Below are 21007 nucleotides of genomic sequence, written 5' to 3'. Positions count from 1 at the left end.
CCTATGCGGCCGGAGCGCTGACGTCGAGCACGTCGACGATCACCACGGTCACGTTGTCACGCCCGCCGTTGCCGAGCGCGGCCTCGAGCAGGTGCGACGCAGCGCGCTCGGGTGCGCGGTCGGCCATGAGGAAATGCCGGATCCCGTAGGAGGTGAGCTCCTTCGTGAGGCCGTCGGAGCAGATCAGGAGGCGCATGCCCGGCTCGATCGCGATCGCCCGGTAGTCCGGGATCGGCGTCTCGTGGAATCCCACGGCTCGGGTGATCACGTTGGAGTGGGGGTGTGTGTCGGCCTCGTCGCGCGTGATCTGGCCCGCATCCACGAGTTCCTGGACGATGGAGTGGTCGACGGTGAGCTGCTCGAGTGCGCCGCCCACGAGCCGGTAGACACGGGAGTCCCCGATGTTGAAGACGATCCAGGCCGGCTCGTCGGAGATGACGCCGAGCGCGACACCGGTCACGGTGGTGCCGCTTCCCTCGTCGGTGACGCCGCGACCGTGCACCATGTCCTGCACGGCGAGTTCGAGGGCATGGTCGATCTCGGCGGTGCCCATGGTGAGCCTCCCGCCGTACTCGGCCAGGCGCGTCACGACCGCGGCGCTGGCGAAGTCGCCCGCCGCGTGTCCACCCATGCCGTCGGCGACGGCGAAGACCGGGGCCTGGGCGACGAAGCTGTCCTCGTTGACCTGGCGACGGTGCCCCGTGTCGGTGACGGCGGCCCAGGCGATCGTGACCCTCGTGCCGTCCGGCAGCGCGATCGGATGCCGGGAATTGCCGTGTCCGATCTGTGTCACGTGGAGGGCCTGTCGTCTCGGTTCGGGCTGGCGGCGCCTTCCCTGACGGGGAGGACCTCGACGATCGTACCGTCTCCGAGGTCGAGGGAGCTTCCCTCGGCGACGACGATCGACTCTCCCGCTCGCAGGCGTCGCACGCCGACGGGGGTGCGCAGGAGGGTGCCGTTGGTCGACTGGAGGTCGGTCGCGACGAGCCGCGAGCCCTCCGCGCGCAGCTCGAGATGGGTTCCGGAGACGATTCCCGTCGGGGAGCGCACGGCGACGAGCTCCGGCATCCCGGAGCGGGAGAACGGAGTCCTGGGGGCCCTCGGGCGCCGGCCGATCAGGATGGGCGCAGCCACGATCCGCGGCTCGCCGCCGGCGATGCGGACCATCGGCACGGCCGCGGGCGGCTGCCTGCGCGGGAGGTCGGTGCCCGCATCCGCCTCGCCCGCCGGTGCGTCCTCGGCCCGCAGGTCGCGGGCCGAGAGCGGCACGGTGGCGGCACCGGGCCCGTGCCCCGGCCGGGCCGACCCGCCGGCGGCGTCCGGTGTCCACCGTACGGGCCGGACGCCGCGCAGCACCGTGTCACCGTCCTCGACCGCGGCTTCAGCCTCCGAGGCCTCCGCGAACTGCGCGCTCTCGGATGCCGCGACCCACTCGATCGTCGTCGCCCGCAGGCTGGCCCTCGCGTGCCTGACCCGTTCGGTCGCGGTGCCCAGCCGGTCCAGCGGCGCCTCGGCCCCGGCGACGCGCACGCCGATGACATCGCGGAACTCGGCGAGGTGCCATGGGCGCACGCCCCTGGCGTCGAAGCGGCGGGACCCGCCAGGGGACTCGAGGTCGACGACGGCGCTGCCGCGCACGACCGCCGTGACCGTCTCGGTGCCGTCATCGGGCCACCACACGATGGCGAACCCTCGGTCGGGATCCGTCGACGGCGCCGGCACCTTCTCCACGAGGCGCTCGACCTCGACGTCGGGATCGCTCGCCGCCTCGGCGAGGGCCGAGATCGCCCGGTCGTCGGCCGGCGCCGCGAGCGCGGCGATGAAGCGATCGCCGATCACCACGTCCCAGACGAGGCGCCCGTCATGCGACGCGCTCGTCACGGTTCCACGGACCATGTGCCCAGTCTGGCATCCGCCGTGCGTCCGTTCAGCCGATCGCGCTCATGACGTGCTTGATCCTGGTGTAGTCCTCGAAGCCGTAGTTGGAGAGGTCCTTGCCGTAGCCCGAGTGCTTGAACCCGCCGTGCGGCATGTCCGAGACGAACGGGATGTGGGTGTTGATCCACACGCAGCCGAAGTCCAGGTGCTTCGCGAATCGCATGGCCCTGGTGTGGTCGCGCGTCCAGACCGAGGCGGCGAGCGCGTAGTCCACGCCGTTGGCCATCGCGAGGGCGTCGCCGTCCTCGGAGAACGGCTGCACCGTGAGCACGGGCCCGAAGATCTCCCGCTGCACGGCTTCGTCGTCCTGCCGGAGGCCGGTGACGACGGTGGCCTCCCAGAAGTAGCCGCGCGCGCCCTGGCGGCGCCCGCCCGCGACGACCTCGGCATGCGCCGGCAGCCGATCGATGAAGCCGGCCACCTGCGCGAGCTGGTTGGCGTTGTTGAGGGGGCCGTAGAGCACGCCCTCCTCGCGCGGACCTCCGGTGCGCGCCTCGGCGGCCGCGTGGGCCACGAGCAGCGCGACGAACCGGTCGTGCACCGACTCGTGGACGAGGACTCGCGTGGCGGCCGTGCAGTCCTGGCCGCCGTTGAAGTAGGCGGCTGCGACGATGCCGGCCGCCGCCTGCGCCAGGTCCGCGTCGGCGAAGACGATGGCGGGCGCCTTTCCACCGAGTTCGAGGTGCACGCGCTTCAGGTCGGAGGCCGCCGCCCTCGCGACCTCCATGCCGGCCCGGACGGAGCCGGTGATGGCGACCATCTCCGCTCGCTCGTGGCCGAGCACCGCGGCACCCGTGGTCCGGTCGCCCGTGACGACGTTGAGCACACCCGCCGGCAGGAATTCGGAGGCCACCTCGCCGAGCAGCAGCGTCGAGAGCGGCGTCGTGTCGGAGGGCTTCAGCACCACCGTGTTCCCCGCGGCGATCGCGGGTGCGACCTTCCAGACCGCCATGTTCAGGGGATAGTTCCATGGCGTCACCTGGCCGATGACGCCGATGGGCTCGCGGCGGATGAAGGACGTGTGCCCCGCGAGGTACTCGGCCGCCGCTCGGCCCTCGAGGTTGCGCGCCGCCCCTGCGAAGAAGCGGAACTGGTCGACGGACTGCATGATCTCGTCCTGGACGAGGGTCGCACGGGGCTTCCCGGTGTCCTGCGACTCCAGGTCGGCGAACTCCTCCGCACGATCCGCCATGGCGTCGGCGATCCGGAAGAGCGCGAGCTGGCGCTCGGCCGGCGTCGTCTCGCCCCACACCTCGAAGGCGTCGGATGCCGCGCGGTAGGCGGCGGCGACGTCCTCGACGTTCGAGATCGGCGATGCGCCGTAGACCTCCTCGGTCGCCGGATCGACCAGGTCGAGGGTCTCGTCCGCCCTTGCCTCGACGTACCGTCCGCCGATGAAGTTGCGGATGGGTGCTGCGGTCATGCTGCTCTCCTCGTCGCGACGCGTCCCGACGAGGCGCCCGTTGGCGCCGTCGGCCGACCCGCGGCATCCGTGACGGTCACCGGGATCGTGCGCCATCGTAATCGGATCTCGTCGTCGAAGGCGAGCCTCGGCATTGGAATCCGTTGGTTTCCACATGAGTTTCAACGGAATCCCTTGCATGGAGCCAGTCCGGCTGTAACAATCGGCTGCATGACGAACACGGCGCGGACGCACCCGCCGAAACCGGTGCACCTCGACGACGTGTCGAAGGCGATCATCGAGCAACTGCAGGCTGACGGGCGTCGCTCCTATGCGGACATCGGCAAGGCCGTCGGCCTCTCCGAGGCCGCGGTGCGCCAGCGCGTGCAGCGACTGACGGAGTCCGGCGTGATGCAGATCGTCGCCGTGACCGACCCGATGCAACTCGGGTTCACGCGGCAGGCGATGATCGGCATCCGGGCGTCCGGCGACACTCGCGAGCTCGCGTCCGCCCTCGCGGAGATCCCCGAGATCGACTACGTCGTCCTCACGGCCGGGAGCTTCGACGTGCTCGCCGAGGTCGTGTGCGAGAACGACGACGAGCTGATCTCGCTGCTGAACTCGCGGATCCGCAGCCTTGCCGGCGTGCGTTCGACCGAGACGTTCGTCTACCTCAAACTCCAGAAGCAGTTCTACAACTGGGGCACTCGCTAGAAGGGATCGATCATGACCGATCGAGTAGAAGACAATGCGGCACTGCAGCAGATGGCGAAGGACCACCTCTGGATGCACTTCGCCAGGCAGTCCACGATGGAGACCTCCGGAGTGCCGATCATCACGCGCGGCGAGGGTCACCGCATCTACGACATCCAGGGCCGGAGCTACATCGACGGGCTCGCCGGCCTGTTCGTGGTGAACGCCGGCCATGGCCGCCGCAGGCTCGCCGAGGTCGCCGCCAAGCAGGCCGAGCAGCTCGCATTCTTCCCGATCTGGTCCTACGCGCACCCGAAGGCCATCGAGCTCGCCGACCGCCTGGCCGAGCACGCCCCGGGAGACCTGAACCGGGTCTTCTTCTCCACCGGTGGCGGCGAAGCGGTCGAGACGGCGTACAAGCTCGCCAAGAACTACTGGAAACTGATGGGTCGCCCCTCCAAGTACAAGGTGATCTCGCGGGCCCTCGCCTACCACGGCACCCCGCAGGGCGCGCTCGCGGTGACCGGCCTCCCGATCAAGGCGCCGTTCGAGCCGATCACTCCCGGCGGGCTCCGGGTGCCGAACACCAACTTCTACCGCGCAGCAGAGATGGGCGCCCCCGCCGAGGACGAGGAGGCCTTCGGCATCTGGGCGGCCAACCGGATCGAGGAGCAGATCCTCATGGAGGACCCCGACACGGTGGCCGCCGTCTTCCTCGAGCCGGTGCAGAACTCCGGCGGATGCTTCCCGCCGCCCCCCGGCTACTTCCAGCGGGTCCGCGAGATCTGCGACAAGTACGACGTGCTGCTCGTCTCCGACGAGGTCATCTGCGCCTTCGGCCGGATCGGCCACATGTTCGCATGCGAGGAGTACGGCTACGTGCCGGACATGATCACGTGCGCCAAGGCGATGACCTCCGGCTACGCCCCCATGGGCGCGACCATCATCAGCGACCGGGTCTACGAGCCCTTCAAGCACGGGGACACGACCTTCTACCACGGGTACACCTGGGCCGGCCACCCGGTCTCGGCGGCGGTCGCGCTCGAGAATCTCGACATCTTCGAGGAGGAGCACCTCTTCGAGCACGTCCGCGAGAATTCGCCGCTCTTCCGCGCCGAGCTCGAGAAGCTCAACGACCTGCCGATCGTCGGCGACGTGCGCGGTGCCGGGTACTTCTTCGCGGTGGAGCTCGTGAAGGACAAGGCCACCCGCGAGACGTTCAACGAAGACGAGTCCGAGCGACTGCTCCGCGGGTTCCTCTCGACGGCCCTGTTCGAGGCCGGGCTCTACTGCCGGGCGGACGACCGTGGCGACCCCGTGATCCAGCTGTCGCCCCCGCTGACCATCGGCGTCCCGGAGTTCCAGGAGATCGAGCAGATCCTCCGGAGCGTGCTGACCGAGGCCTCGAACCGGCTCTGACCGACGGTGCGGTGCCCGCCGGTCCGCTCGGCCGCCGGCACCGCATCATCGCCCGTCTCGGATGAAGGCCCAGTCGGGCAGCGCTCCGCTGCCGATGAACTCGTCGAGCAGTCGGGCCATGGTGTGCCCGGGGTCGATCTCCAGCGCCGCATCCAGGAGCGATCCGGCGACCGATCCACGGCCGAGGCACCAGGCCAGCCAGGCGGCGATGCAGCATGCGCCCGGACGGGCATCCGCGGGGGCGTCCGCGACGAGGCCTCGGATCAGCCTGAATGCCCGCTCGACCCGGCGCCGGTCGGGCCGGAGCATCGTCTGCCCGGTGATGAGCCTGGCGAGCAGGTCGTCGACCTCGGCCTGCATCGCACCCGCCGTCGTTCGAGCACGCCCGAGCACGCCCATCCCCGCTTCCGGCACCGGCCCGTCCTCGGAGCCCGCGTCCGACGCATCGAGGGCGAGGTCCGCGACCACGCGGCCGAAGGCGATGTGCAGCATCATGGCATCCCGGATGGCCGGGAGCGAGGCGAGGTGGAGGAACCACGCGAGGTGTCGAACGGGCTGCGAACGACGCGGGGCGGACAGCAGGGAGTCGACGAGCTCGATCGGGTCGGCGAGCCGGCCGAGTCCTGCCATCGCCTGCTCCGCGGTGCGCAGCTCCCGGAGTTCCCCGAACGCCGATGCGAGGGCCGGCGCGGTGCGTGCGTCGGGCGGTGGCATCGTTCCCGACTGGTCGCCGCCCTCGACATCCGCCAAGCCGGCCGCCTCGCGGGCCGCCGCGTTGTTCGAGACCATCGCGAGCGGATGTCCCGCCGCCGGCGCCGAGGAATCGAAGGCGGACGCCCAGCCGTCACCCGCCTGACAGAGCGCGTCCTTCACCTGGAACCCCGCGTGCACCGCCCGGTCGGCGATCAGGTCGAGGAGCGCTCGTTCCGGGAGGCCTCCGACCTCGCGGAAGGTCGCATCCGTATAGACGATCGGCACGATGGCGTCGACGCCCGGCATGCGGCAGACGGTGCCGATCACCACCGCGACGAGGGCCGCGTGATCGCCGGCATCGGCCGGGAGGTCGTGACGGAGGACCCCTGCCGTGCGCGTGCCCGTGAAGGCCACGCAGACGAGCGACCGGCTCGGCGTGAAGCCGGCGAGCGCGGGGACGAGGGCGAGCAGGTCATGCGCCGATGCGGCGCGGATGATGGCGGTCATGGGCGACATGGTGCACGGCGACGACGGCGCCGATCACGGCGGTCCGCCGTCGTCCCGACACGGCCACGTTCCGCGGGCGTTGGGGAGGGGAAGTCGGGGACCCGTCCTCGACAGCCTGTCGACCAGCACGACCCTCGCGATGTCCGATTTCCGCGAGTGGTTGTCGGTGCGCGTGGCTACGCTCGAATCATGAACGAACTGCACCTCATCCGTATCAACAGCCCCGTCGGCCGCATCGAGATCATCGCCGACGACGCCGCCGTCACCTCGCTGTCGATCGAACGCGGCGGGGTCCTTCCCCATGACGGCGAGGCGGAGCGGACCAACGCCGTGCTCGAGGCCGCCAGGGTCCAGCTCGCGGAGTACTTCGACGGCACCCGTACCGAGTTCGACCTGCCCGTCCGCCTGCAGGGCACGGAGTTCCAGTGCGCTGTATGGGAGCGCCTGCGGCAACTCGGACACGGCGACGCGATCTCCTACGGCGCGCTCGCGGTCGCCGTCGGCAAGCCGGGGTCCGCTCGAGCGATCGGCGGCGCGGTCGGGGCGAACCCGGTCCCCATCATCGTCGGGTGTCATCGCGTCCTCGCCTCCGACGGGCGCATCACGGGCTACTCCGGCGGCGACGGAGTCCCGACGAAGCTGTGGCTCCTGGGTCACGAGAAGATCGGGTTCGCGGCGTGAGCGTGATCCCGCGTCCCGAGCTCGTCCGCGGCGACGACGGGGTTCAGCGTTGCGGGTGGAGCGCCGGCGATGATGAGTACCTCCGCTATCACGATGAGGAATGGGGCCGGGCCCAACACGACCCGACGCGCCTCTTCGAGAAGGTCTGCCTCGAGGGCTTCCAAGCCGGGTTGTCATGGATCACGATCCTCCGCCGACGTCCGGCATTCCGGGAGGTGTTCCACGGCTTCGAGGTCGAACGCGTGGCGGCGATGGACGAAGACGACGTGCAGCGCCTCCTCGAGGATGACCGGATCATTCGCCACCGCGGCAAGATCGAGGCCACCCTCGGAAATGCCCGCGCCACGCTCGAGCTCGACCGGCCGATCGATGAGCTCATCTGGAGCTTCGCACCTGAGACACCTCGCGACCCTCCGCGGTCCTTCGCCGACGTTCCCGCGATCACTCCCGAGTCGAACGCTCTGAGCAAGGAGCTTCGCAGACTCGGATTCCGCTTCGTCGGTCCCACGACGATGTACGCGCTCATGCAGGCGGCGGGACTCGTCGACGACCACCTCGAGGGCTGCTTCCGGTCTGGACCGGCGTCGGCGCTGCGTTCCGCGGTGGGTTGACGAGTCCGTCGAGTCGGGCCGGGCGCGCTCCCAGATCGTCAACGCGTCGCCGTCTCGAGCGGGAGCCTGGTCTTCGAGCTCGGCCCTCAGGCGACCAGGTCGAGTTCGAGTGGCGAGGTGGCCGTTGCCGCGGCCCCTCGGCCCAGCACGAATCCTTCGGAGCCGGCCCAGTCGATGAGGTCGTCGATCGCATCGATGATGGGGCGAGTCTCGAGGAAGCGGCGGGTGAACCGCCCCTTGGCCTGCTTGTTGAAATGGTTCAGGGCCCGCCGCTGGCCGCCCGCATCCACGGTGACCACTCGAACGAACAGACTCTCCTGGCGAGCCGGGGACGGCCCGAGGTCGGCATAGGCCTCCGACCGAAGGTCCAGCACCACGCCGGCGTGCTCGCTGATGCGCGAAGAGATCGCCTCACGCCAGTACCGTCGCAGGCTGACGCCGGGCACCCTCGAGTCATGCGAGAGCCGATACGCGGGAATGGGGTCCAGCGCACCGAGGAGGCCGAACAGCGCCGAATGCACGAACGTGGTGTCGGCGGCGAAGCGACGGGAGGCATCATCGAGCGTCTCCGCATCGAGCGCGTCGAAGAGGACACCGGTGAAGCGATCGAGGGCCGGCATCGTCGGTGACGTCCGGAGGAGGCGATCGTGCTCGACCTCCTTGACGAGGCGCGGACCGAGCTTCAACGCCTTCAACGCAACCGATTCGTCGGCGCAGAGCGCGATCAGTCGATCGACGAGTTCACTCCGGAGGTCGGTCAGTTCCGGGTACGAGAGCGACGCGAGGTCGAGCGGAGCACCGCTGCCGCCCTCGCGCTTCGTCTCAGAAGGCGGAAGCAGGAGCAGCATCTACAGCGACAGGAAGGCGAGGGTCGCGTCGACGTTCGCACCGAGTGACTCGACGCTGTCGATGCTCACCCGGGGCAGCGCCGACGAGGGTCCGGTCCAGGGGGCGTAGCCCTCGAGGCTCTGCTCCACCGCCCGCCAGGTCGTCTCCTCGAGGTGCGGAAGGCCACGCTGCCGCTTCTCGAGACGAGCCCGATGCACGGCCTCATCCGAGCAGACCACCTCGACCACGCGAAGCCTGACCTCGGTGCGGACGGCGAGATCGCGCCACTGGAGCCTGGCCGCCTCCGCCGCGTTGACCGCATCGACGATGACCGTACGCCCGGAGGCGAGTTCCTTCTCGGCGATCTCCTCGGCGACGAGGTACGCGGCGAGGCCCGTCGGCTCACCCGCGTCGATGCCGGCCCGAAGGATCGCGGACTCGATCGGATCGACCGACACGACGGTCGCGCCGAGCCGGGCGCCGACGATCTCGGCGATCGTCGACTTCCCGGCACCGGGCAGACCTGCCATCACGACCAGCTGCGTGATCGATAGTTCGCCGAACTGACGGTCCAGCGGCTGCTCCCCCTGCATCCGCTGAGCCTCAGCTCAGGCTCGCGCGGGACGCGACGATCTGCACCACGTTCGACTGCACCGAGAGGAAGCCGTCATCGGCGTTCGCCGCGACCTTCTCACCGCTCGGCAGGGTGACGCGCACTTCGCCGGTCGCCAGGACCGCCAGCATGGGCTCGTGGCCGGGCAGGATGCCGATCTGGCCCTCGACCGTGCGTGCGACGACCATGGACGCCTCGCCCGACCAGATCTCCCGGTCGGCCGAGACGACGCTCACGTTGAGTGCGGCCATGCTCAGCCGTTCTCCTTCTGGATGCGAGCCCAGTTCTCCTCGACGTCGGTGATCGGGCCGACGTTGAAGAACGCCTGCTCGGCCACGTGGTCGAAGTCACCGCGCGCGATCGCGTCGAACGACTCGATCGTGTCCTTCAGCGGAACCGTCGAACCCTCGACACCGGTGAACTTCTTCGCCATGTAGGTGTTCTGGGAGAGGAACTGCTGGATGCGGCGCGCACGCGACACCGTGATCTTGTCTTCCTCGGAGAGCTCGTCGACACCGAGAATGGCGATGATCTCCTGCAGTTCCTTGTTCTTCTGGAGGATCTGCTTGACCGTGGTCGCGACGCGGTAGTGGTCGGCGCCCAGGTACCTGGGGTCCATGATCCGCGACGTGGACGTCAGCGGGTCGATGGCGGGGTAGAGACCCTTCGACGCGATCTCGCGCGAGAGCTCCGTCGTCGCGTCGAGGTGGGCGAAGGTCGTGGCGGGCGCCGGGTCGGTGTAGTCGTCGGCCGGCACGTAGATCGCCTGCAGCGAGGTGATCGAGTGGCCACGCGTCGAGGTGATGCGCTCCTGGAGCACGCCCATCTCGTCGGCGAGGTTCGGCTGGTAACCCACGGCCGAAGGCATGCGGCCGAGCAGGGTCGAGACCTCGGAACCGGCCTGCGTGAAGCGGAAGATGTTGTCGATGAAGAGCAGCACGTCCTGCTTCTGCACGTCGCGGAAGTACTCCGCCATCGTGAGCGCGGAGAGGGCGACGCGAAGACGCGTTCCGGGCGGCTCGTCCATCTGGCCGAAGACGAGGGCGGTCTTGTCGAAGACGCCCGCCTCCTCCATCTCGTGAATGAGGTCGTTGCCCTCACGGGTGCGCTCGCCGACACCGGCGAACACGGACACGCCGCCGTGGTCCTGCGCGACGCGCTGGATCATCTCCTGGATGAGGACGGTCTTGCCGACACCTGCACCGCCGAAGAGGCCGATCTTTCCACCCTGCACGTACGGGGTGAGGAGGTCGATCGACTTGATGCCGGTCTCGAAGAGCTGCGTCTTCGACTCGAGCTGGTCGAATGCCGGCGGGCGACGGTGGATCGGCCAGCGCTCGGTGATCTCGACCTGCTCGCCCGGCTCGCCGTTCAGGATCTCGCCGATGACGTTGAACACCTTGCCCTTGGTGACATCGCCGACGGGGACGGAGATCGCTTGCCCGGTGTCGGTGACCTCCTGGCCGCGGACGAGTCCGTCGGTGGGCTTCAGGGCGATGGCGCGAACGAGGTCGTCACCGAGGTGCTGGGCGACCTCGAGGGTCAGCACCGACGTGTGGTCGTCGATGGTGATCTCGGTCTTCAGCGCGTTGTAGATCTCGGGGATCGAGTCGTGCGGGAACTCGATGTCGACGACGGGGCCGGTGACGCGGGCGATGCGTCCGACGGCGCCGGCGGCACGCTCGGCGACCGGCGCGGTTGCGGTGTCAGTCATTCTGCTCTCTCTTTTCTGAGTTGCTACTTGGCGGCGACGAGCGCGTCGGCGCCGCCCACGATCTCGGAGATCTGCTGCGTGATCTCGGCCTGGCGCGCGTTGTTGGCGAGGCGGGTGTAGTCGGTGATGAGCGTGTCGGCGTTGTCGCTCGCCGACTTCATCGCCTTCTGGGTCGCCGCGTGCTTGGCGGCGGAGGACTGGAGCAGGGCATTGAAGATGCGGCTCTCGATGTAGACCGGCAGCAGCTGGTCGAGCACGGTCGCGGCGTCGGGCTCGAACTCGTACAACGGCTCGACCTGGGTCGTCGGCTCTGCGACGCCCTCGACGACCTCGAGCGGCAGCAGACGCACCACCGAGGGCGTCTGCGTCATCATGCTCACGAACCGGTTGTAGACGATGAAGATCTCGTCGACTCCGCCGTCGGATGCATCGCGGAGGAACGCCTCGAGCACCGCGTCGGAGATCTCCTTGGCGAGTTCGAAGTCGGGGTTCTCGGAGCTTCCGGTCCACTGCTGCTCGGACTCGCGGCGACGGAACGCGAAGTAGCCGACCGCCTTCCGTCCGACGAGGAAGTAGCTGACTTCCTTGCCCTCGGAGCGGAGCAGCTCGCTGACCTGCTCCGCTTCACGGAGCACCTGCGAGTTGAAGGCACCGGCGAGACCGCGGTCGGACGTGAGGATCACGACTGCGGAACGCTCGATGCGCTCGGGCTCGGTCGTCAGCACGTGCGCGACGTTCGAGTGCGTCGCCACGGCCGAGACGGCACGCGTGATCGCCCGCGAATACGGCGTCGAAGCCGCCACCCGTGCCTGCGCCTTCTGGATCCGCGAGGCGGCGATGAGCTCCATCGCCTTGGTGATCTTCTTCGTCGTCTGGGCAGACTTGATCTTCTGCCGGTAGACCCGAAGTTGCGCTCCCATGTCTCTCCTGAATTCCTAGAGTCGATCGATCCGTCGGACGAAGCTCAGCGCTTCGTCTTGACGACCTTCTCCTGGTCGACGTTCTCGGCATCGATGGGCTCGAACTGCTCGGAGCCGACGGATGCGAGCGGCTTGCCCTCACCAGTCTGGAACTCGAGCTTGAACTTGTCGACCGAGGACTCGAGCGTGGCAACGGTCTCGTCGGAGAGCACGTTGGTCTCGCGGAGGTCCGTCAGCACCGAGGTGTTGCGGCCGAGGAAGTCGAGCAGCTCGCGCTCGAACCGCAGCACGTCTTCGACCGGGACCTCGTCGAGCTTGCCGTTGGTGCCCGCCCAGATCGAGACGACCTGCTCCTCGACGGGATAGGGCGAGTACTGCGGCTGCTTGAGCAGTTCCGTCAGGCGCGCACCACGTGCGAGCTGGCGGCGGCTGGCCGCGTCGAGGTCGGACGCGAACATCGCGAACGCCTCGAGCGAGCGGTACTGCGCGAGCTCGAGCTTCAGCGTGCCGGACACCTTCTTGATGGACTTGACCTGCGCGTCGCCACCGACTCGCGAGACCGAGATGCCCACGTCGACCGCCGGACGCTGGTTCGCGTTGAAGAGGTCGGACTGGAGGAAGATCTGGCCGTCCGTGATCGAGATCACGTTGGTCGGGATGTACGCCGAGACGTCGTTGGCCTTGGTCTCGATGATCGGCAGGCCGGTCATCGAGCCGGCGCCGAGCTCGTCGGAGAGCTTGGCGCAACGCTCGAGCAGACGCGAGTGCAGGTAGAACACGTCGCCGGGGTACGCCTCGCGTCCCGGCGGACGGCGCAGGAGGAGCGACACGGCGCGGTAGGCCTCGGCCTGCTTCGACAGGTCGTCGAAGATGATGAGGACGTGCTTCGAGTCGTACATCCAGTGCTGGCCGATGGCCGAGCCGGTGTACGGTGCGAGGTACTTGAAGCCGGCAGGGTCCGACGCGGGAGCAGCGACGATCGTCGTGTACTCCATGGCTCCGGCATCCTCGAGCGCGCCCTTCACCGAGGCGATGGTCGAGCCCTTCTGGCCGATCGCGACGTAGATGCAGCGAACCTGCTTGTTGACGTCGCCCGACTCCCAGTTGGCCTTCTGGTTGATGATCGTGTCGATCGCGATCGCCGTCTTGCCGGTCTGGCGGTCGCCGATGATCAGCTGGCGCTGGCCGCGGCCGACGGGGATCATGGCGTCGATCGCCTTGATGCCGGTCTGCAGGGGCTCGTGCACCGACTTGCGCTGCATGACGCCGGGAGCCTGGAGCTCGAGCGCACGGCGGCCGTCGATGCCGGTGATCTCGCCGAGGCCGTCGATCGGGTTGCCCAGCGGGTCGACGACACGGCCGAGGTAGCCCTCGCCGACGGGGACGGACAGGACCTCGCCGGTGCGGGTCACCTCCATGCCCTCTTCGATGCCGGTGAACTCGCCGAGCACGACGACGCCGATCTCGTCTTCGTCCAGGTTCAGCGCGAGGCCGAGCGTGCCATCGGCGAACCGGATGAGCTCGTTGGCCATGACCGAGGGCAGGCCCTCGACGTGCGCGATGCCGTCTGCGGCATCGGTGACGTAGCCGACCTCGGTCGTCTTCGCCGTGCCCGGCTCGTAGGCCGAGGCGAACTCCGTGAGAGCCGAGCGGATCTCATCGGGGCTGATGGAGAGTTCTGCCATTGTCTTTCCCTTTTCTGTACCGGTTGTACAGCTACTGGTCTGTCGCGGCGCGAGACGCCGGTCGGTGTCGTCCGGCGTCAGCCGGCAAGCTTCTGCCTCAGCGAGCTGAGGCGCGAGGCGACGCTGCCGTCGATGACGTCGTCGCCGATCTGCACGCGAACGCCGCCCAGGACGGCGGGATCGATGATCGTGTCGAATCGGATGCGGCGGCCCGCCTGTGCGGCGAGGCCCTGCTCGAGGCGAGCGAGCTGCGTGTCGTTCAACGGCACCGCGCTCGTGACCGTCGCGACCGCGAAGCCGCGCTGGTCGGCGACGAGCGATGCCGCGCCGCGCAGCATCGCACCGATGCGGCGACCCCGGGGCGAGAGCACCAGGTGCCGGACGATCGCGAGCGTCGCCGGGTGGACGGAGCCGGTGCCGAGCAGCCGCTCGACCAGCTTCGCCTTGGCGTCGTCGGCACCGAGCTTGGAGCCGAGCGCGAGCTCGAGCTCCGAATCGGATGCCACGGTGCGCTCGAAGGCGAAGAGCTCGGCGTCGAGGTCGACGCCTTCGCCCGCGGCATCCGCTGCGACGCGGAAGCCGATCTCTTCGATGCCGTCGAGGAAGTCCGCCTGGCTCGACCACCGGTTCGACGCCGCGGCCGTGAGCAGGCTCACGGCGCCGGGCGCGAGGCGGCTGCCGAACACCGAGGTGACCAGCTGTCGCTTCTGGGCCTCATCGGCCTCGTTGTCGGTGAGTGCGCTGCGCAGCTGCGCAGAACCGGCGATGAGTCGACCGGCGGCGAGGAGGTCCTCCGCGACCGACAGGTCGGCCCGGCCGAACGACGCGAGCGAGGCTCGCGTCGCGGCCAGGGCTTCTCTCGTAGCACTGCCCATGGGTTACTTCGTCTCCCCTGCGGCGGCCTTCTCGGACGCCTCGAGGTCGGCGAGGAACCGGTCGACCACGGCCTGGGCCTTCTGGTCGTCGGTCAGCGACTCGCCGATGACGCCCGAAGCCAGGTCGATCGCGATCGTGCCGACCTCGGAGCGGAGCGAGACGAGCGCGGACTGGCGCTCGGCCTCGATCTGCGCCTGGGCGCTCGAGGTGACGCGCGCGGCCTCGACCACGGCGGTCTCCTTGGCCTCGGCGACGATCTTCTTGCCGTCTTCACGGGCGGTCTCGCGGATGGCACCCGCCTCGGCGCGCGCGTCGGCGAGCTGTGCGGTGTACTCCTCGAGGGCGGCCTCGGCCTTGCGCTGGGCCTCGTCGGCCTTCGCGATGTTGCCCTCGATCGCCTCGCCGCGCTCATCGAGCATCTTCTGGACGCGCGGGAGCACGTACTTCCAGAAGAAGATCAGGATGATGACGAAGCAGACCGACGACCAGAGGATGTCGTACAGCTCGGGAATGACCGGGCTGTGGGTCTCGCCACCCTCGGTTGCAGCGCTCAGTACTGCATGAAGCACGTTGGCCTCCTCAGTTGCGACGGGTGGATCAGACGAAGATGAAGTAGGTCGCGATACCGATGAAGGCGAGCGCCTCGGTGAAGGCGATACCGATCCACATCAGGACCTGGAGACGGCCGGCCAGCTCGGGCTGACGAGCAACGCCCTCGATGGTCTTGCCGACGACGATGCCCACGCCGATGGCCGGGCCGATGGCTGCGAGGCCGTAGCCGACCGTCGCGATGTTGCCGTTGATCTCAGCGAGAACGGTGGTTGCGTCCACGTTGGGTTTCCTTTCCTAGGGATGTTTCTGGGCGGATGCCCGGGCTCAGTGCTCTTCGGCGACCGCGAGCTGGATGTAGACCGCGGTGAGAAGTGCGAAGACGTATGCCTGCAGGACGGCGACGAGGATCTCGAACAGCGTGAACGCGAGGCCGAAGGCCAGGGTTCCGGCGCCGACGAGTGTCCACCAGCCGCCGAGGGAGAAGACGAAGAACTGCGTGGCTGCGAAGAAGAGCACGAGCAGGAGGTGACCGACGATCATGTTCATCATGAGTCGAAGGGTCAGCGTGATCGGGCGGATCACGAACGTCGAGATGAGCTCGATCGGCGTGACGATGATGTACACCGGCCACGGAACACCCGAGGGGAACAGGGAGTTCTTGAAGAAGTTCTTGGGGCTCTTCTTGACGCCCGCGTAGATGAAGGTCACGTACGCCACGATCGCGAGGACCAGCGGCACGCCGATGACGGAGGTGCCGGCGATGTTCAGGAACGGGACCACGCCCGTGATGTTCATGAACAGGATCATGAAGAACATCGTCGTGAGGATCGGCAGGAAGCGACGGCCGTCCTTCTTGCCGAGGAGGTCCTCGGCGATGTTGACCCGCACCAGGTCGAGACCCATCTCGACGAGGCTCTGGAATCGGCCGGGCACGATGCGGAGGTGCCGCGTGCCGAGCCAGAAGACCAGGAGCAGCGCGACGACCGCGACGAAGCGGACGAGCATGATGCGGTTGATCTCGAAGGGGGTGTCCTCGAAGAACAGCGCTCCAGGGAAGAATTCGTCGATCGACGGCCCGTGGAATTCACCATCGTTGGTTGACATCGGAACCAGAAGGTTCAGAGCGTTAGCTAGCAGCGCTATCTCCTGTTTCGGGGCGTGGAGCTCGGCTCTCGCGACGACGAACATCGGATCGGTTTCACGCACATGCCGAAGCAGGCGTTTACCGGGGGGATCTCCATTACTCTAGCAACACTTCGGGCATCGGACGAATCGCCGAGGAAGTCCCGGCGCTTCGAGTTCGACACGCGGTCGAAATCAGTCGTCGCTCGGAGCGGCCGGCAGTTCGACGTCGCTCACATGCGGCATCCGCGACTTCGTGATGACGATCACGTCGACCGCCAGCGAGGCGATGACGCCGGCCACGAGGCTGAGGAACAGCACGGTGGTGTCGAGCCAGGTCGCGTCGCGCAGGAGCACCACCAGCACGATGAACACGACGAACTTCAGGAGCCAGCCGCCGAGCACGATGCCGAAGAATGCGCCGACGAAGAGGTCGCTCGAGGAGAACCGGTTGGCGATCAGGATGCTCGCCGCGGTGATGCCCATGAACACGACCGCCATCGCCGTTCCGACGAGGGCTCCGGCGAGCCCCTCTGCACCGGCGAAGACGAAGCCGAGCACGGCGCTCACCACGAGCAGGACGGCGGCGACGATGCCGCCGAGGGTGAGTGCCCGCCGCAGCACCGGGTTCGAGGTCGGCGTGCGATCGGCGGATTCGGGTCGTGCGTCGGTCATCAGGCTCCAGTCGTGGGGTCGCCCGATTCTACCGATCGCTCGCTGAGCGGATGCCGGTCGAGCTCGTCGGCCGGGTGGTCCTTCGTGGCGACGACCGGGGCCTCGGCGACCGGCGTGGCCTCGGCGGCGACGGTGAGCCGCTTGCGACGGCCGAGGGGCGCGAGGGTGACGATCGCGCACGCGACGAAGCCGAGGCCGAGGAGGAGGAAGGCCCAGCGGGCGCTGATGCCGAGGTAGACGGGGAACACGTACGTCAGGAGGCATCCGATGGATGCCACGGCCGTCCAGCCGTAGAAGATGAGCACGGCGTTCAGGTGGGAGTGCCCCATGTCGAGCAGGCGGTGATGCAGGTGCTTGCGGTCGGCCGCGAACGGCGACTTGCCCGCCCGAAGGCGGCGCACGACCGCGAGGCCGAAGTCGAGCAGCGGGATCAGGAGCACGACGACCGGCAGGATGATCGGGATGAACGCGGCGAAGAGCTGGTTGAATCCGACCCCGGCCGGGTTCAGCTGTCCGGTGACGGCGATGGCCGAGGTCGCCATCAGGAGGCCGACGAGGAGGGCGCCCGCGTCGCCCATGAAGAGCTTCGCCGGGCGCCAGTTCAGCGGCAGGAAGCCGGCGCACGCGCCGACCAGGATGATCGCGATCATCGACGCGAGGTTGAAGTAGTTCGTGGGCGAGGTCTGCTGCACCAGGAGGTAGGTGTAGACGAAGAACACGCCGTTGGAGATGAGCGAGACACCGGCGACCAGGCCGTCGAGCCCGTCGATGAAGTTGACGGCGTTCATCACGAGCACGATGACGAAGACCGTGAGGGTCGCGAACATCCACGACGAGCCGACGAGGATGCCGCCGATGGGCAGCGACACGATGGACACGCCCTGCCAGGCGATGAGCCCCGCCGCGATGAACTGGCCCGCGAGCTTGGTGGTCCAGTCGAGGTCCCAGATGTCGTCGGCGACGCCGATGAGCACGATGAGCAATGCGGCGCCGAGGATCGAGAGCACCTGTGCCGGGTCCTGGAAGATGATCGCGACGTTCGCGAACCGGGTCGGGCCGAGGCTCGAGATGAACCACGCCGCGCCGAACGCGACGAGGATGCCCACGAACATCGCGACGCCGCCGAGGCGCGGCGTCGGGCGCGTGTGCACGTCGCGTTCGCGGATCTTGGGGTAGAGCCGGTACTTCAGGCTGAACTTCCAGACCCCGTAGGAGCCCACCAGGGTCACGAGCGCGGCCACGATGGCGAGCGCGAGGAAGAGGGTCATGAGGCGGCGGTGCCCGTCGCGTCGCCCGAGGCGGCGGGCTCGGCGGATGCCGCGGGCTCCACCGCGGGCGAGGCGGATGCCGCGGGCTCGGGATCCGTGCGAGGCTCCGGCTCGGATGCGGCCGATGCGGCGGGAGCGAGGAGCTCCTCACCGACGACCGCGGCGATGCGCTCGCGGGAGATGACGCCGGCCCGCACGATGCGGAGCACTCCCCCGCTCTCGCTGAGACCGGTGGCGTCGACGATGGTCGAGGAGGTGTCGCCCGGCCGTTCGCCGATCGCGTCGTAGTCACTGCCGGCCGGCCCGCCGTCGAGGAACACGGTGACCGCGTCTCCGAGCATGTCGGACGCCTCGGCCGCAGTGGTGGCCGATGGCCGGCCGCTGAGGTTCGCCGACGACACGGCGAGCGGTCCGGTCTCGGAGAGCAGTTCGAGGGCGACGCGGTTGTCGGGCATGCGGAGCGCGACGGTCCCGCGCGTCTCGCCCAGGTCCCACGTCAGGGAGGGCTGCGCGTGCAGGATCACGGTGAGCCCACCGGGCCAGAACTCGCCGACGAGCCGGCGGACGGGCTCGGGGATCTCGCGCGCGAGCGCGTCGAGCGTGGGGATGCCGGGGATGAGCACGGGCGGCGGCGAGGTGCGCTCGCGGCCCTTTGCCGCGAGGAGGCGGCCGACCGCGGCGGGGTCGAACGCATCGGCCGCGAGCCCGTAGACCGTGTCGGTCGGGAGGACGACGAGCTGCCCTCGCCCGATCGCCGCGCGCGCGAGGCGCATGCCCGTGAGCAGCTGGGATTCGACCGAACAGTCGTAGATGGCAGTCATGACCGCTCGATTCTAGACCAGCGCACCCGGCGGGCGACCGCCGCGGACCGCCGGGGAACGACGTGCGCGCGGCCGCGCACGCGAAGGACGGATGCCCCGTGCGATCGTCCGCACGCGGCATCCGCCCGCTTCGACTCAGCGACGCCCGGCCTTGCGCCGGAAGAGCCACGCGCCCCAGAGCGCCGCGCCGGCGATGATCGCGACGCACCAGCCGACGGCCCACCAGGCCTCCTGGCCCAGGGGCGCATCGGTCAGCAGGGCCCTGATCGTCTCGATGACCGGGGTGATCGGCTGGTTCTCCGCGATCGGCTGCAGCCAGTCGGGCATCGTGGACACGGGGACGAACGCGCTCGACACGTACGGCAGGAACAGCAGGATGAACCCGTAGCCGCTCGCGGCCTCCGGCGTCTGGGCCGCGAGCCCGATCGCCGCGAAGAGGTAGGTGATCGCGAGGATGTAGAGCGCGATGATCGCGAAGGCGCCGACCCAGTCGAGCGGGGTCGCCGACGGGCGGAACCCGACGAGCAGGCCGACGCAGATGACGACCGCGGTCGCGACGAGGTTGCGTGCGAGGCTCGCGACGACGTGCCCGGTGAGCACGGCGCCGCTCCGAAGCGGCATCGTGCGGAAGCGGTCGATGACCCCGGTGGTCATGTCGCGCGAGACCGACACGGCCGTCGAGGAGGCGCCGAATCCCGCGCAGAGCAGGATGATCCCGGGGACGACGTAGTCGACGTAGCCGCCGGACGGGTCGATGGCGTTGCCGAAGATCCACGTGAACATCAGCATGAGCATGACCGGGAGCATGACGGCCATGAGCATCGACTCGACGTCGCGCACCGAGTGCACGAAGCTGCGGCCGATGAAGATGCGTTCCGCGGTGACGCCCCCGAGGCGTGGCCGGAGAGCGGACGCGGACGCCGTCGCAGGGCGGGCGTGGCCGGCGAACGCAGCGCCGGAGGTGGTGGTGGTCATCGGGACTCCTGGAGTTCTGGGGCGACGTCGCGCCCGGTGATCTGGAGGAACACGTCGTCGAGGCTCGGACGACGGATGGAGACGGTGGCTCCGTCGGTGCCCGCGGCGGCCTGCCGGTCGATCTCCTCGACCGCCCGGCGCAGGCCGTGCACGCTGCCGTCGGTCGGCAACTCGACGAGGAGCACGCCCTCACCGTCGCGCAGTTCGACGACCTCGCCGCCGACGAGCGCCTTGAGCTCGTCGGCGGTGCCCTCCGCGACGATGCGGCCGTGGTCGAGCACGGCGATGCGGTCGGCGAGCAGGTCGGCCTCCTCGAGGTACTGCGTCGTGAGGAAGACGGTCGCGCCGCCGTCGGCGAGCGAGCGGATGACCCGCCAGAGCTCCTGACGGCTGCGGGTGTCGAGCCCGGTGGTCGGTTCGTCGAGGAAGATCACGGGCACCTCGACGACGAGGCTCAGCGCGAGGTCGAGCCGGCGGCGCATGCCGCCCGAGTAGGTGCCGACCCGCCGGCTCCCCGCCTCGGCCAGGTCGAATCGCAGCAGCAGCTCGTCGGCCCTGCGCCGGGCGTCACGGGTGCTGAGCCCCGACAGCCGGCCGAACATCACGAGGTTCTCCGCCCCGCTGAGGACCTCGTCGACGGCCGCCGCCTGCCCGGTGAGGCTGATGCGGCGCTTGACCTCCTCGGGTGCCGTGGCGACGTCGTGCCCGGCGACGAGCACGGAGCCCTCATCGGGCTGCACGAGGGTGGTCAGGATGTTGATCGTGGTCGTCTTGCCCGATCCGTTCGGTCCGAGCAGCGCGAAGATCGTGCCCGCCCGCACGGCGAGGTCGAGCCCCGCGAGCACGTCGGTGCGACCGAAGCGCTTGCGGATTCCGCGAGCGTCGATGGCGAGATGCATGGTGTCACTCCGTTCTGGATTCTGCGCCGCGCTCTGTGTGCGACGTAAACTGTGTAGTGCGTCAACTGTTGTTTAAGTAATACACAGTTCTAGACTGTCGTCAACACCTCGACTG

At 68.9% G+C, this 21007-nt stretch carries 23 protein-coding genes; 4 read left to right on the top strand and 19 right to left on the bottom strand.

Going from position 1 to position 21007, the window contains the following annotated elements:
* Position 1: 1 nt before the first annotated feature.
* Genes GQQ95_RS05600 through GQQ95_RS05590 form a run of 3 tightly spaced genes read right to left on the bottom strand, consistent with a single transcriptional unit; the run spans position 2 to position 3361 of the window.
* Positions 2–793, bottom strand: coding sequence for a PP2C family protein-serine/threonine phosphatase (locus tag GQQ95_RS05600; RefSeq protein ID WP_157426664.1), 792 nt, complete (start codon positions 791–793; stop codon positions 2–4).
* Positions 790–1896, bottom strand: a complete 1107-nt coding sequence (locus GQQ95_RS05595; protein WP_157426663.1) for an FHA domain-containing protein — start codon at positions 1894–1896, stop codon at positions 790–792. The genes GQQ95_RS05600 and GQQ95_RS05595 overlap by 4 nt, the downstream gene beginning before the upstream one ends.
* A 31-nt stretch (positions 1897–1927) precedes the next feature.
* Entirely contained in the window at positions 1928–3361 is a 1434-nt protein-coding gene (locus tag GQQ95_RS05590; RefSeq protein WP_157426662.1) for an aminobutyraldehyde dehydrogenase, read from the bottom strand.
* Between the two features lie 210 nt (positions 3362–3571).
* On the opposite strand from GQQ95_RS05590, the gene GQQ95_RS05585 reads away from it, so the two are divergent.
* Together GQQ95_RS05585 and GQQ95_RS05580 are read left to right on the top strand one after the other, a co-directional pair.
* Positions 3572–4054, top strand: a complete 483-nt coding sequence (locus GQQ95_RS05585; RefSeq protein ID WP_157426661.1) for an Lrp/AsnC family transcriptional regulator — start codon at positions 3572–3574, stop codon at positions 4052–4054.
* Positions 4055–4066: 12 nt separating this feature from the next.
* Positions 4067–5452 (top strand): aspartate aminotransferase family protein, encoded by a 1386-nt coding sequence (locus GQQ95_RS05580; protein ID WP_157426660.1) that lies wholly within the window; start codon positions 4067–4069, stop codon positions 5450–5452.
* 45 nt (positions 5453–5497) lie between these two features.
* Here the strand turns inward: GQQ95_RS05580 and GQQ95_RS05575 are convergent, their stop codons facing one another.
* The gene (locus GQQ95_RS05575) at positions 5498–6652 is read right to left on the bottom strand and encodes a DUF4192 family protein (RefSeq protein ID WP_170296974.1); all 1155 of its coding nucleotides are present in this window, start codon (positions 6650–6652) and stop codon (positions 5498–5500) included.
* Between the two features lie 189 nt (positions 6653–6841).
* Here GQQ95_RS05575 and GQQ95_RS05570 point away from each other — a divergent pair, with 189 nt between their 5' ends.
* Both GQQ95_RS05570 and GQQ95_RS05565 read left to right on the top strand, forming a co-directional pair.
* Positions 6842–7333 (top strand): methylated-DNA--[protein]-cysteine S-methyltransferase, encoded by a 492-nt coding sequence (locus GQQ95_RS05570; protein ID WP_157426658.1) that lies wholly within the window; start codon positions 6842–6844, stop codon positions 7331–7333.
* 5 nt (positions 7334–7338) lie between these two features.
* A complete protein-coding gene (locus tag GQQ95_RS05565) occupies positions 7339–7944 on the top strand; it encodes a DNA-3-methyladenine glycosylase I (protein WP_157426722.1) in 606 nt (201 codons plus the stop codon).
* 86 nt (positions 7945–8030) lie between these two features.
* Here the strand turns inward: GQQ95_RS05565 and GQQ95_RS05560 are convergent, their stop codons facing one another.
* From GQQ95_RS05560 to GQQ95_RS05490, 15 genes are all read right to left on the bottom strand, one after another.
* Positions 8031–8792, bottom strand: a complete 762-nt coding sequence (locus tag GQQ95_RS05560) for a YaaA family protein (RefSeq protein WP_157426657.1) — start codon at positions 8790–8792, stop codon at positions 8031–8033.
* Positions 8793–9365: a P-loop nucleotide/nucleoside kinase family protein gene (locus tag GQQ95_RS05555; protein ID WP_157426656.1), complete on the bottom strand. Its 573-nt coding sequence runs from the start codon at positions 9363–9365 to the stop codon at positions 8793–8795.
* Between the two features lie 10 nt (positions 9366–9375).
* Positions 9376–9636, bottom strand: a complete 261-nt coding sequence (locus GQQ95_RS05550) for a F0F1 ATP synthase subunit epsilon (RefSeq protein WP_157426655.1) — start codon at positions 9634–9636, stop codon at positions 9376–9378.
* A 2-nt stretch (positions 9637–9638) separates the two neighbouring features.
* Positions 9639–11099 (bottom strand): F0F1 ATP synthase subunit beta, encoded by a 1461-nt coding sequence (gene atpD / locus GQQ95_RS05545; RefSeq protein ID WP_157426654.1) that lies wholly within the window; start codon positions 11097–11099, stop codon positions 9639–9641.
* 23 nt (positions 11100–11122) lie between these two features.
* Positions 11123–12019: a F0F1 ATP synthase subunit gamma gene (locus GQQ95_RS05540; RefSeq protein ID WP_157426653.1), complete on the bottom strand. Its 897-nt coding sequence runs from the start codon at positions 12017–12019 to the stop codon at positions 11123–11125.
* Positions 12020–12063: 44 nt separating this feature from the next.
* Complete coding sequence (atpA, locus tag GQQ95_RS05535; RefSeq protein WP_157426652.1) at positions 12064–13704, bottom strand: F0F1 ATP synthase subunit alpha; 1641 nt, start codon at positions 13702–13704, stop codon at positions 12064–12066.
* A gap of 77 nt (positions 13705–13781) precedes the next feature.
* Positions 13782–14579, bottom strand: a complete 798-nt coding sequence (locus GQQ95_RS05530; RefSeq protein WP_157426651.1) for a F0F1 ATP synthase subunit delta — start codon at positions 14577–14579, stop codon at positions 13782–13784.
* A 3-nt stretch (positions 14580–14582) separates the two neighbouring features.
* Positions 14583–15149 carry a F0F1 ATP synthase subunit B gene (locus GQQ95_RS05525; protein WP_157426650.1) on the bottom strand — a complete coding sequence of 189 codons (567 nt, stop codon included), beginning with the start codon at positions 15147–15149 and terminating at the stop codon, positions 14583–14585.
* A 28-nt stretch (positions 15150–15177) separates the two neighbouring features.
* Positions 15178–15411, bottom strand: coding sequence for an ATP synthase F0 subunit C (gene atpE, locus GQQ95_RS05520; protein ID WP_022888426.1), 234 nt, complete (start codon positions 15409–15411; stop codon positions 15178–15180).
* Between the two features lie 45 nt (positions 15412–15456).
* Positions 15457–16236 carry a F0F1 ATP synthase subunit A gene (atpB, locus tag GQQ95_RS05515; RefSeq protein ID WP_246205197.1) on the bottom strand — a complete coding sequence of 260 codons (780 nt, stop codon included), beginning with the start codon at positions 16234–16236 and terminating at the stop codon, positions 15457–15459.
* A 213-nt stretch (positions 16237–16449) separates the two neighbouring features.
* Positions 16450–16929 carry a Cg1360 family ATP-synthase-associated protein gene (locus tag GQQ95_RS05510; RefSeq protein ID WP_157426649.1) on the bottom strand — a complete coding sequence of 160 codons (480 nt, stop codon included), beginning with the start codon at positions 16927–16929 and terminating at the stop codon, positions 16450–16452.
* Entirely contained in the window at positions 16929–18197 is a 1269-nt protein-coding gene (locus tag GQQ95_RS05505; RefSeq protein WP_157426648.1) for an MraY family glycosyltransferase, read from the bottom strand. Before GQQ95_RS05505 ends, GQQ95_RS05510 begins: the two co-directional genes overlap by 1 nt.
* On the bottom strand, positions 18194–19018 hold the full coding sequence (locus GQQ95_RS05500; protein WP_157426647.1) for an L-threonylcarbamoyladenylate synthase: 825 nt from the start codon (positions 19016–19018) through the stop codon (positions 18194–18196). The genes GQQ95_RS05505 and GQQ95_RS05500 overlap by 4 nt, the downstream gene beginning before the upstream one ends.
* Before the next feature lie 135 nt (positions 19019–19153).
* The gene (locus tag GQQ95_RS05495; protein WP_157426646.1) at positions 19154–19993 is read right to left on the bottom strand and encodes an ABC transporter permease; all 840 of its coding nucleotides are present in this window, start codon (positions 19991–19993) and stop codon (positions 19154–19156) included.
* Positions 19990–20892: an ATP-binding cassette domain-containing protein gene (locus GQQ95_RS05490; protein ID WP_157426645.1), complete on the bottom strand. Its 903-nt coding sequence runs from the start codon at positions 20890–20892 to the stop codon at positions 19990–19992. Before GQQ95_RS05490 ends, GQQ95_RS05495 begins: the two co-directional genes overlap by 4 nt.
* Positions 20893–21007 lie beyond the last annotated feature (115 nt).

The organism is Agromyces salentinus, assembly GCF_009749395.1.
Classification (GTDB): domain Bacteria; phylum Actinomycetota; class Actinomycetes; order Actinomycetales; family Microbacteriaceae; genus Agromyces; species Agromyces salentinus.
This window is presented reverse-complemented; position numbering and strand designations above follow the sequence as displayed.

Bases quoted from the DNA above. Each gene is read 5' to 3' on its own strand.
- GQQ95_RS05595 (WP_157426663.1), bottom strand. From the start codon at position 1,896: ATGGTCCGTGGAACCGTGACGAGCGCGTCGCATGACGGGCGCCTCGTC.
- GQQ95_RS05590 (WP_157426662.1), bottom strand. From the start codon at position 3,361: ATGACCGCAGCACCCATCCGCAACTTCATCGGCGGACGGTACGTCGAG.
- GQQ95_RS05585 (WP_157426661.1), top strand. From the start codon at position 3,572: ATGACGAACACGGCGCGGACGCACCCGCCGAAACCGGTGCACCTCGAC.
- GQQ95_RS05580 (WP_157426660.1), top strand. From the start codon at position 4,067: ATGACCGATCGAGTAGAAGACAATGCGGCACTGCAGCAGATGGCGAAG.
- GQQ95_RS05575 (WP_170296974.1), bottom strand. From the start codon at position 6,652: ATGACCGCCATCATCCGCGCCGCATCGGCGCATGACCTGCTCGCCCTC.
- GQQ95_RS05570 (WP_157426658.1), top strand. From the start codon at position 6,842: ATGAACGAACTGCACCTCATCCGTATCAACAGCCCCGTCGGCCGCATC.
- GQQ95_RS05560 (WP_157426657.1), bottom strand. From the start codon at position 8,792: ATGCTGCTCCTGCTTCCGCCTTCTGAGACGAAGCGCGAGGGCGGCAGC.
- GQQ95_RS05555 (WP_157426656.1), bottom strand. From the start codon at position 9,365: ATGCAGGGGGAGCAGCCGCTGGACCGTCAGTTCGGCGAACTATCGATC.
- GQQ95_RS05550 (WP_157426655.1), bottom strand. From the start codon at position 9,636: ATGGCCGCACTCAACGTGAGCGTCGTCTCGGCCGACCGGGAGATCTGG.
- atpD (WP_157426654.1), bottom strand. From the start codon at position 11,099: ATGACTGACACCGCAACCGCGCCGGTCGCCGAGCGTGCCGCCGGCGCC.
- GQQ95_RS05540 (WP_157426653.1), bottom strand. From the start codon at position 12,019: ATGGGAGCGCAACTTCGGGTCTACCGGCAGAAGATCAAGTCTGCCCAG.
- atpA (WP_157426652.1), bottom strand. From the start codon at position 13,704: ATGGCAGAACTCTCCATCAGCCCCGATGAGATCCGCTCGGCTCTCACG.
- GQQ95_RS05530 (WP_157426651.1), bottom strand. From the start codon at position 14,579: ATGGGCAGTGCTACGAGAGAAGCCCTGGCCGCGACGCGAGCCTCGCTC.
- atpB (WP_246205197.1), bottom strand. From the start codon at position 16,236: ATGTCAACCAACGATGGTGAATTCCACGGGCCGTCGATCGACGAATTC.
- GQQ95_RS05510 (WP_157426649.1), bottom strand. From the start codon at position 16,929: ATGACCGACGCACGACCCGAATCCGCCGATCGCACGCCGACCTCGAAC.
- GQQ95_RS05505 (WP_157426648.1), bottom strand. From the start codon at position 18,197: ATGACCCTCTTCCTCGCGCTCGCCATCGTGGCCGCGCTCGTGACCCTG.
- GQQ95_RS05500 (WP_157426647.1), bottom strand. From the start codon at position 19,018: ATGACTGCCATCTACGACTGTTCGGTCGAATCCCAGCTGCTCACGGGC.
- GQQ95_RS05495 (WP_157426646.1), bottom strand. From the start codon at position 19,993: ATGACCACCACCACCTCCGGCGCTGCGTTCGCCGGCCACGCCCGCCCT.
- GQQ95_RS05490 (WP_157426645.1), bottom strand. From the start codon at position 20,892: ATGCATCTCGCCATCGACGCTCGCGGAATCCGCAAGCGCTTCGGTCGC.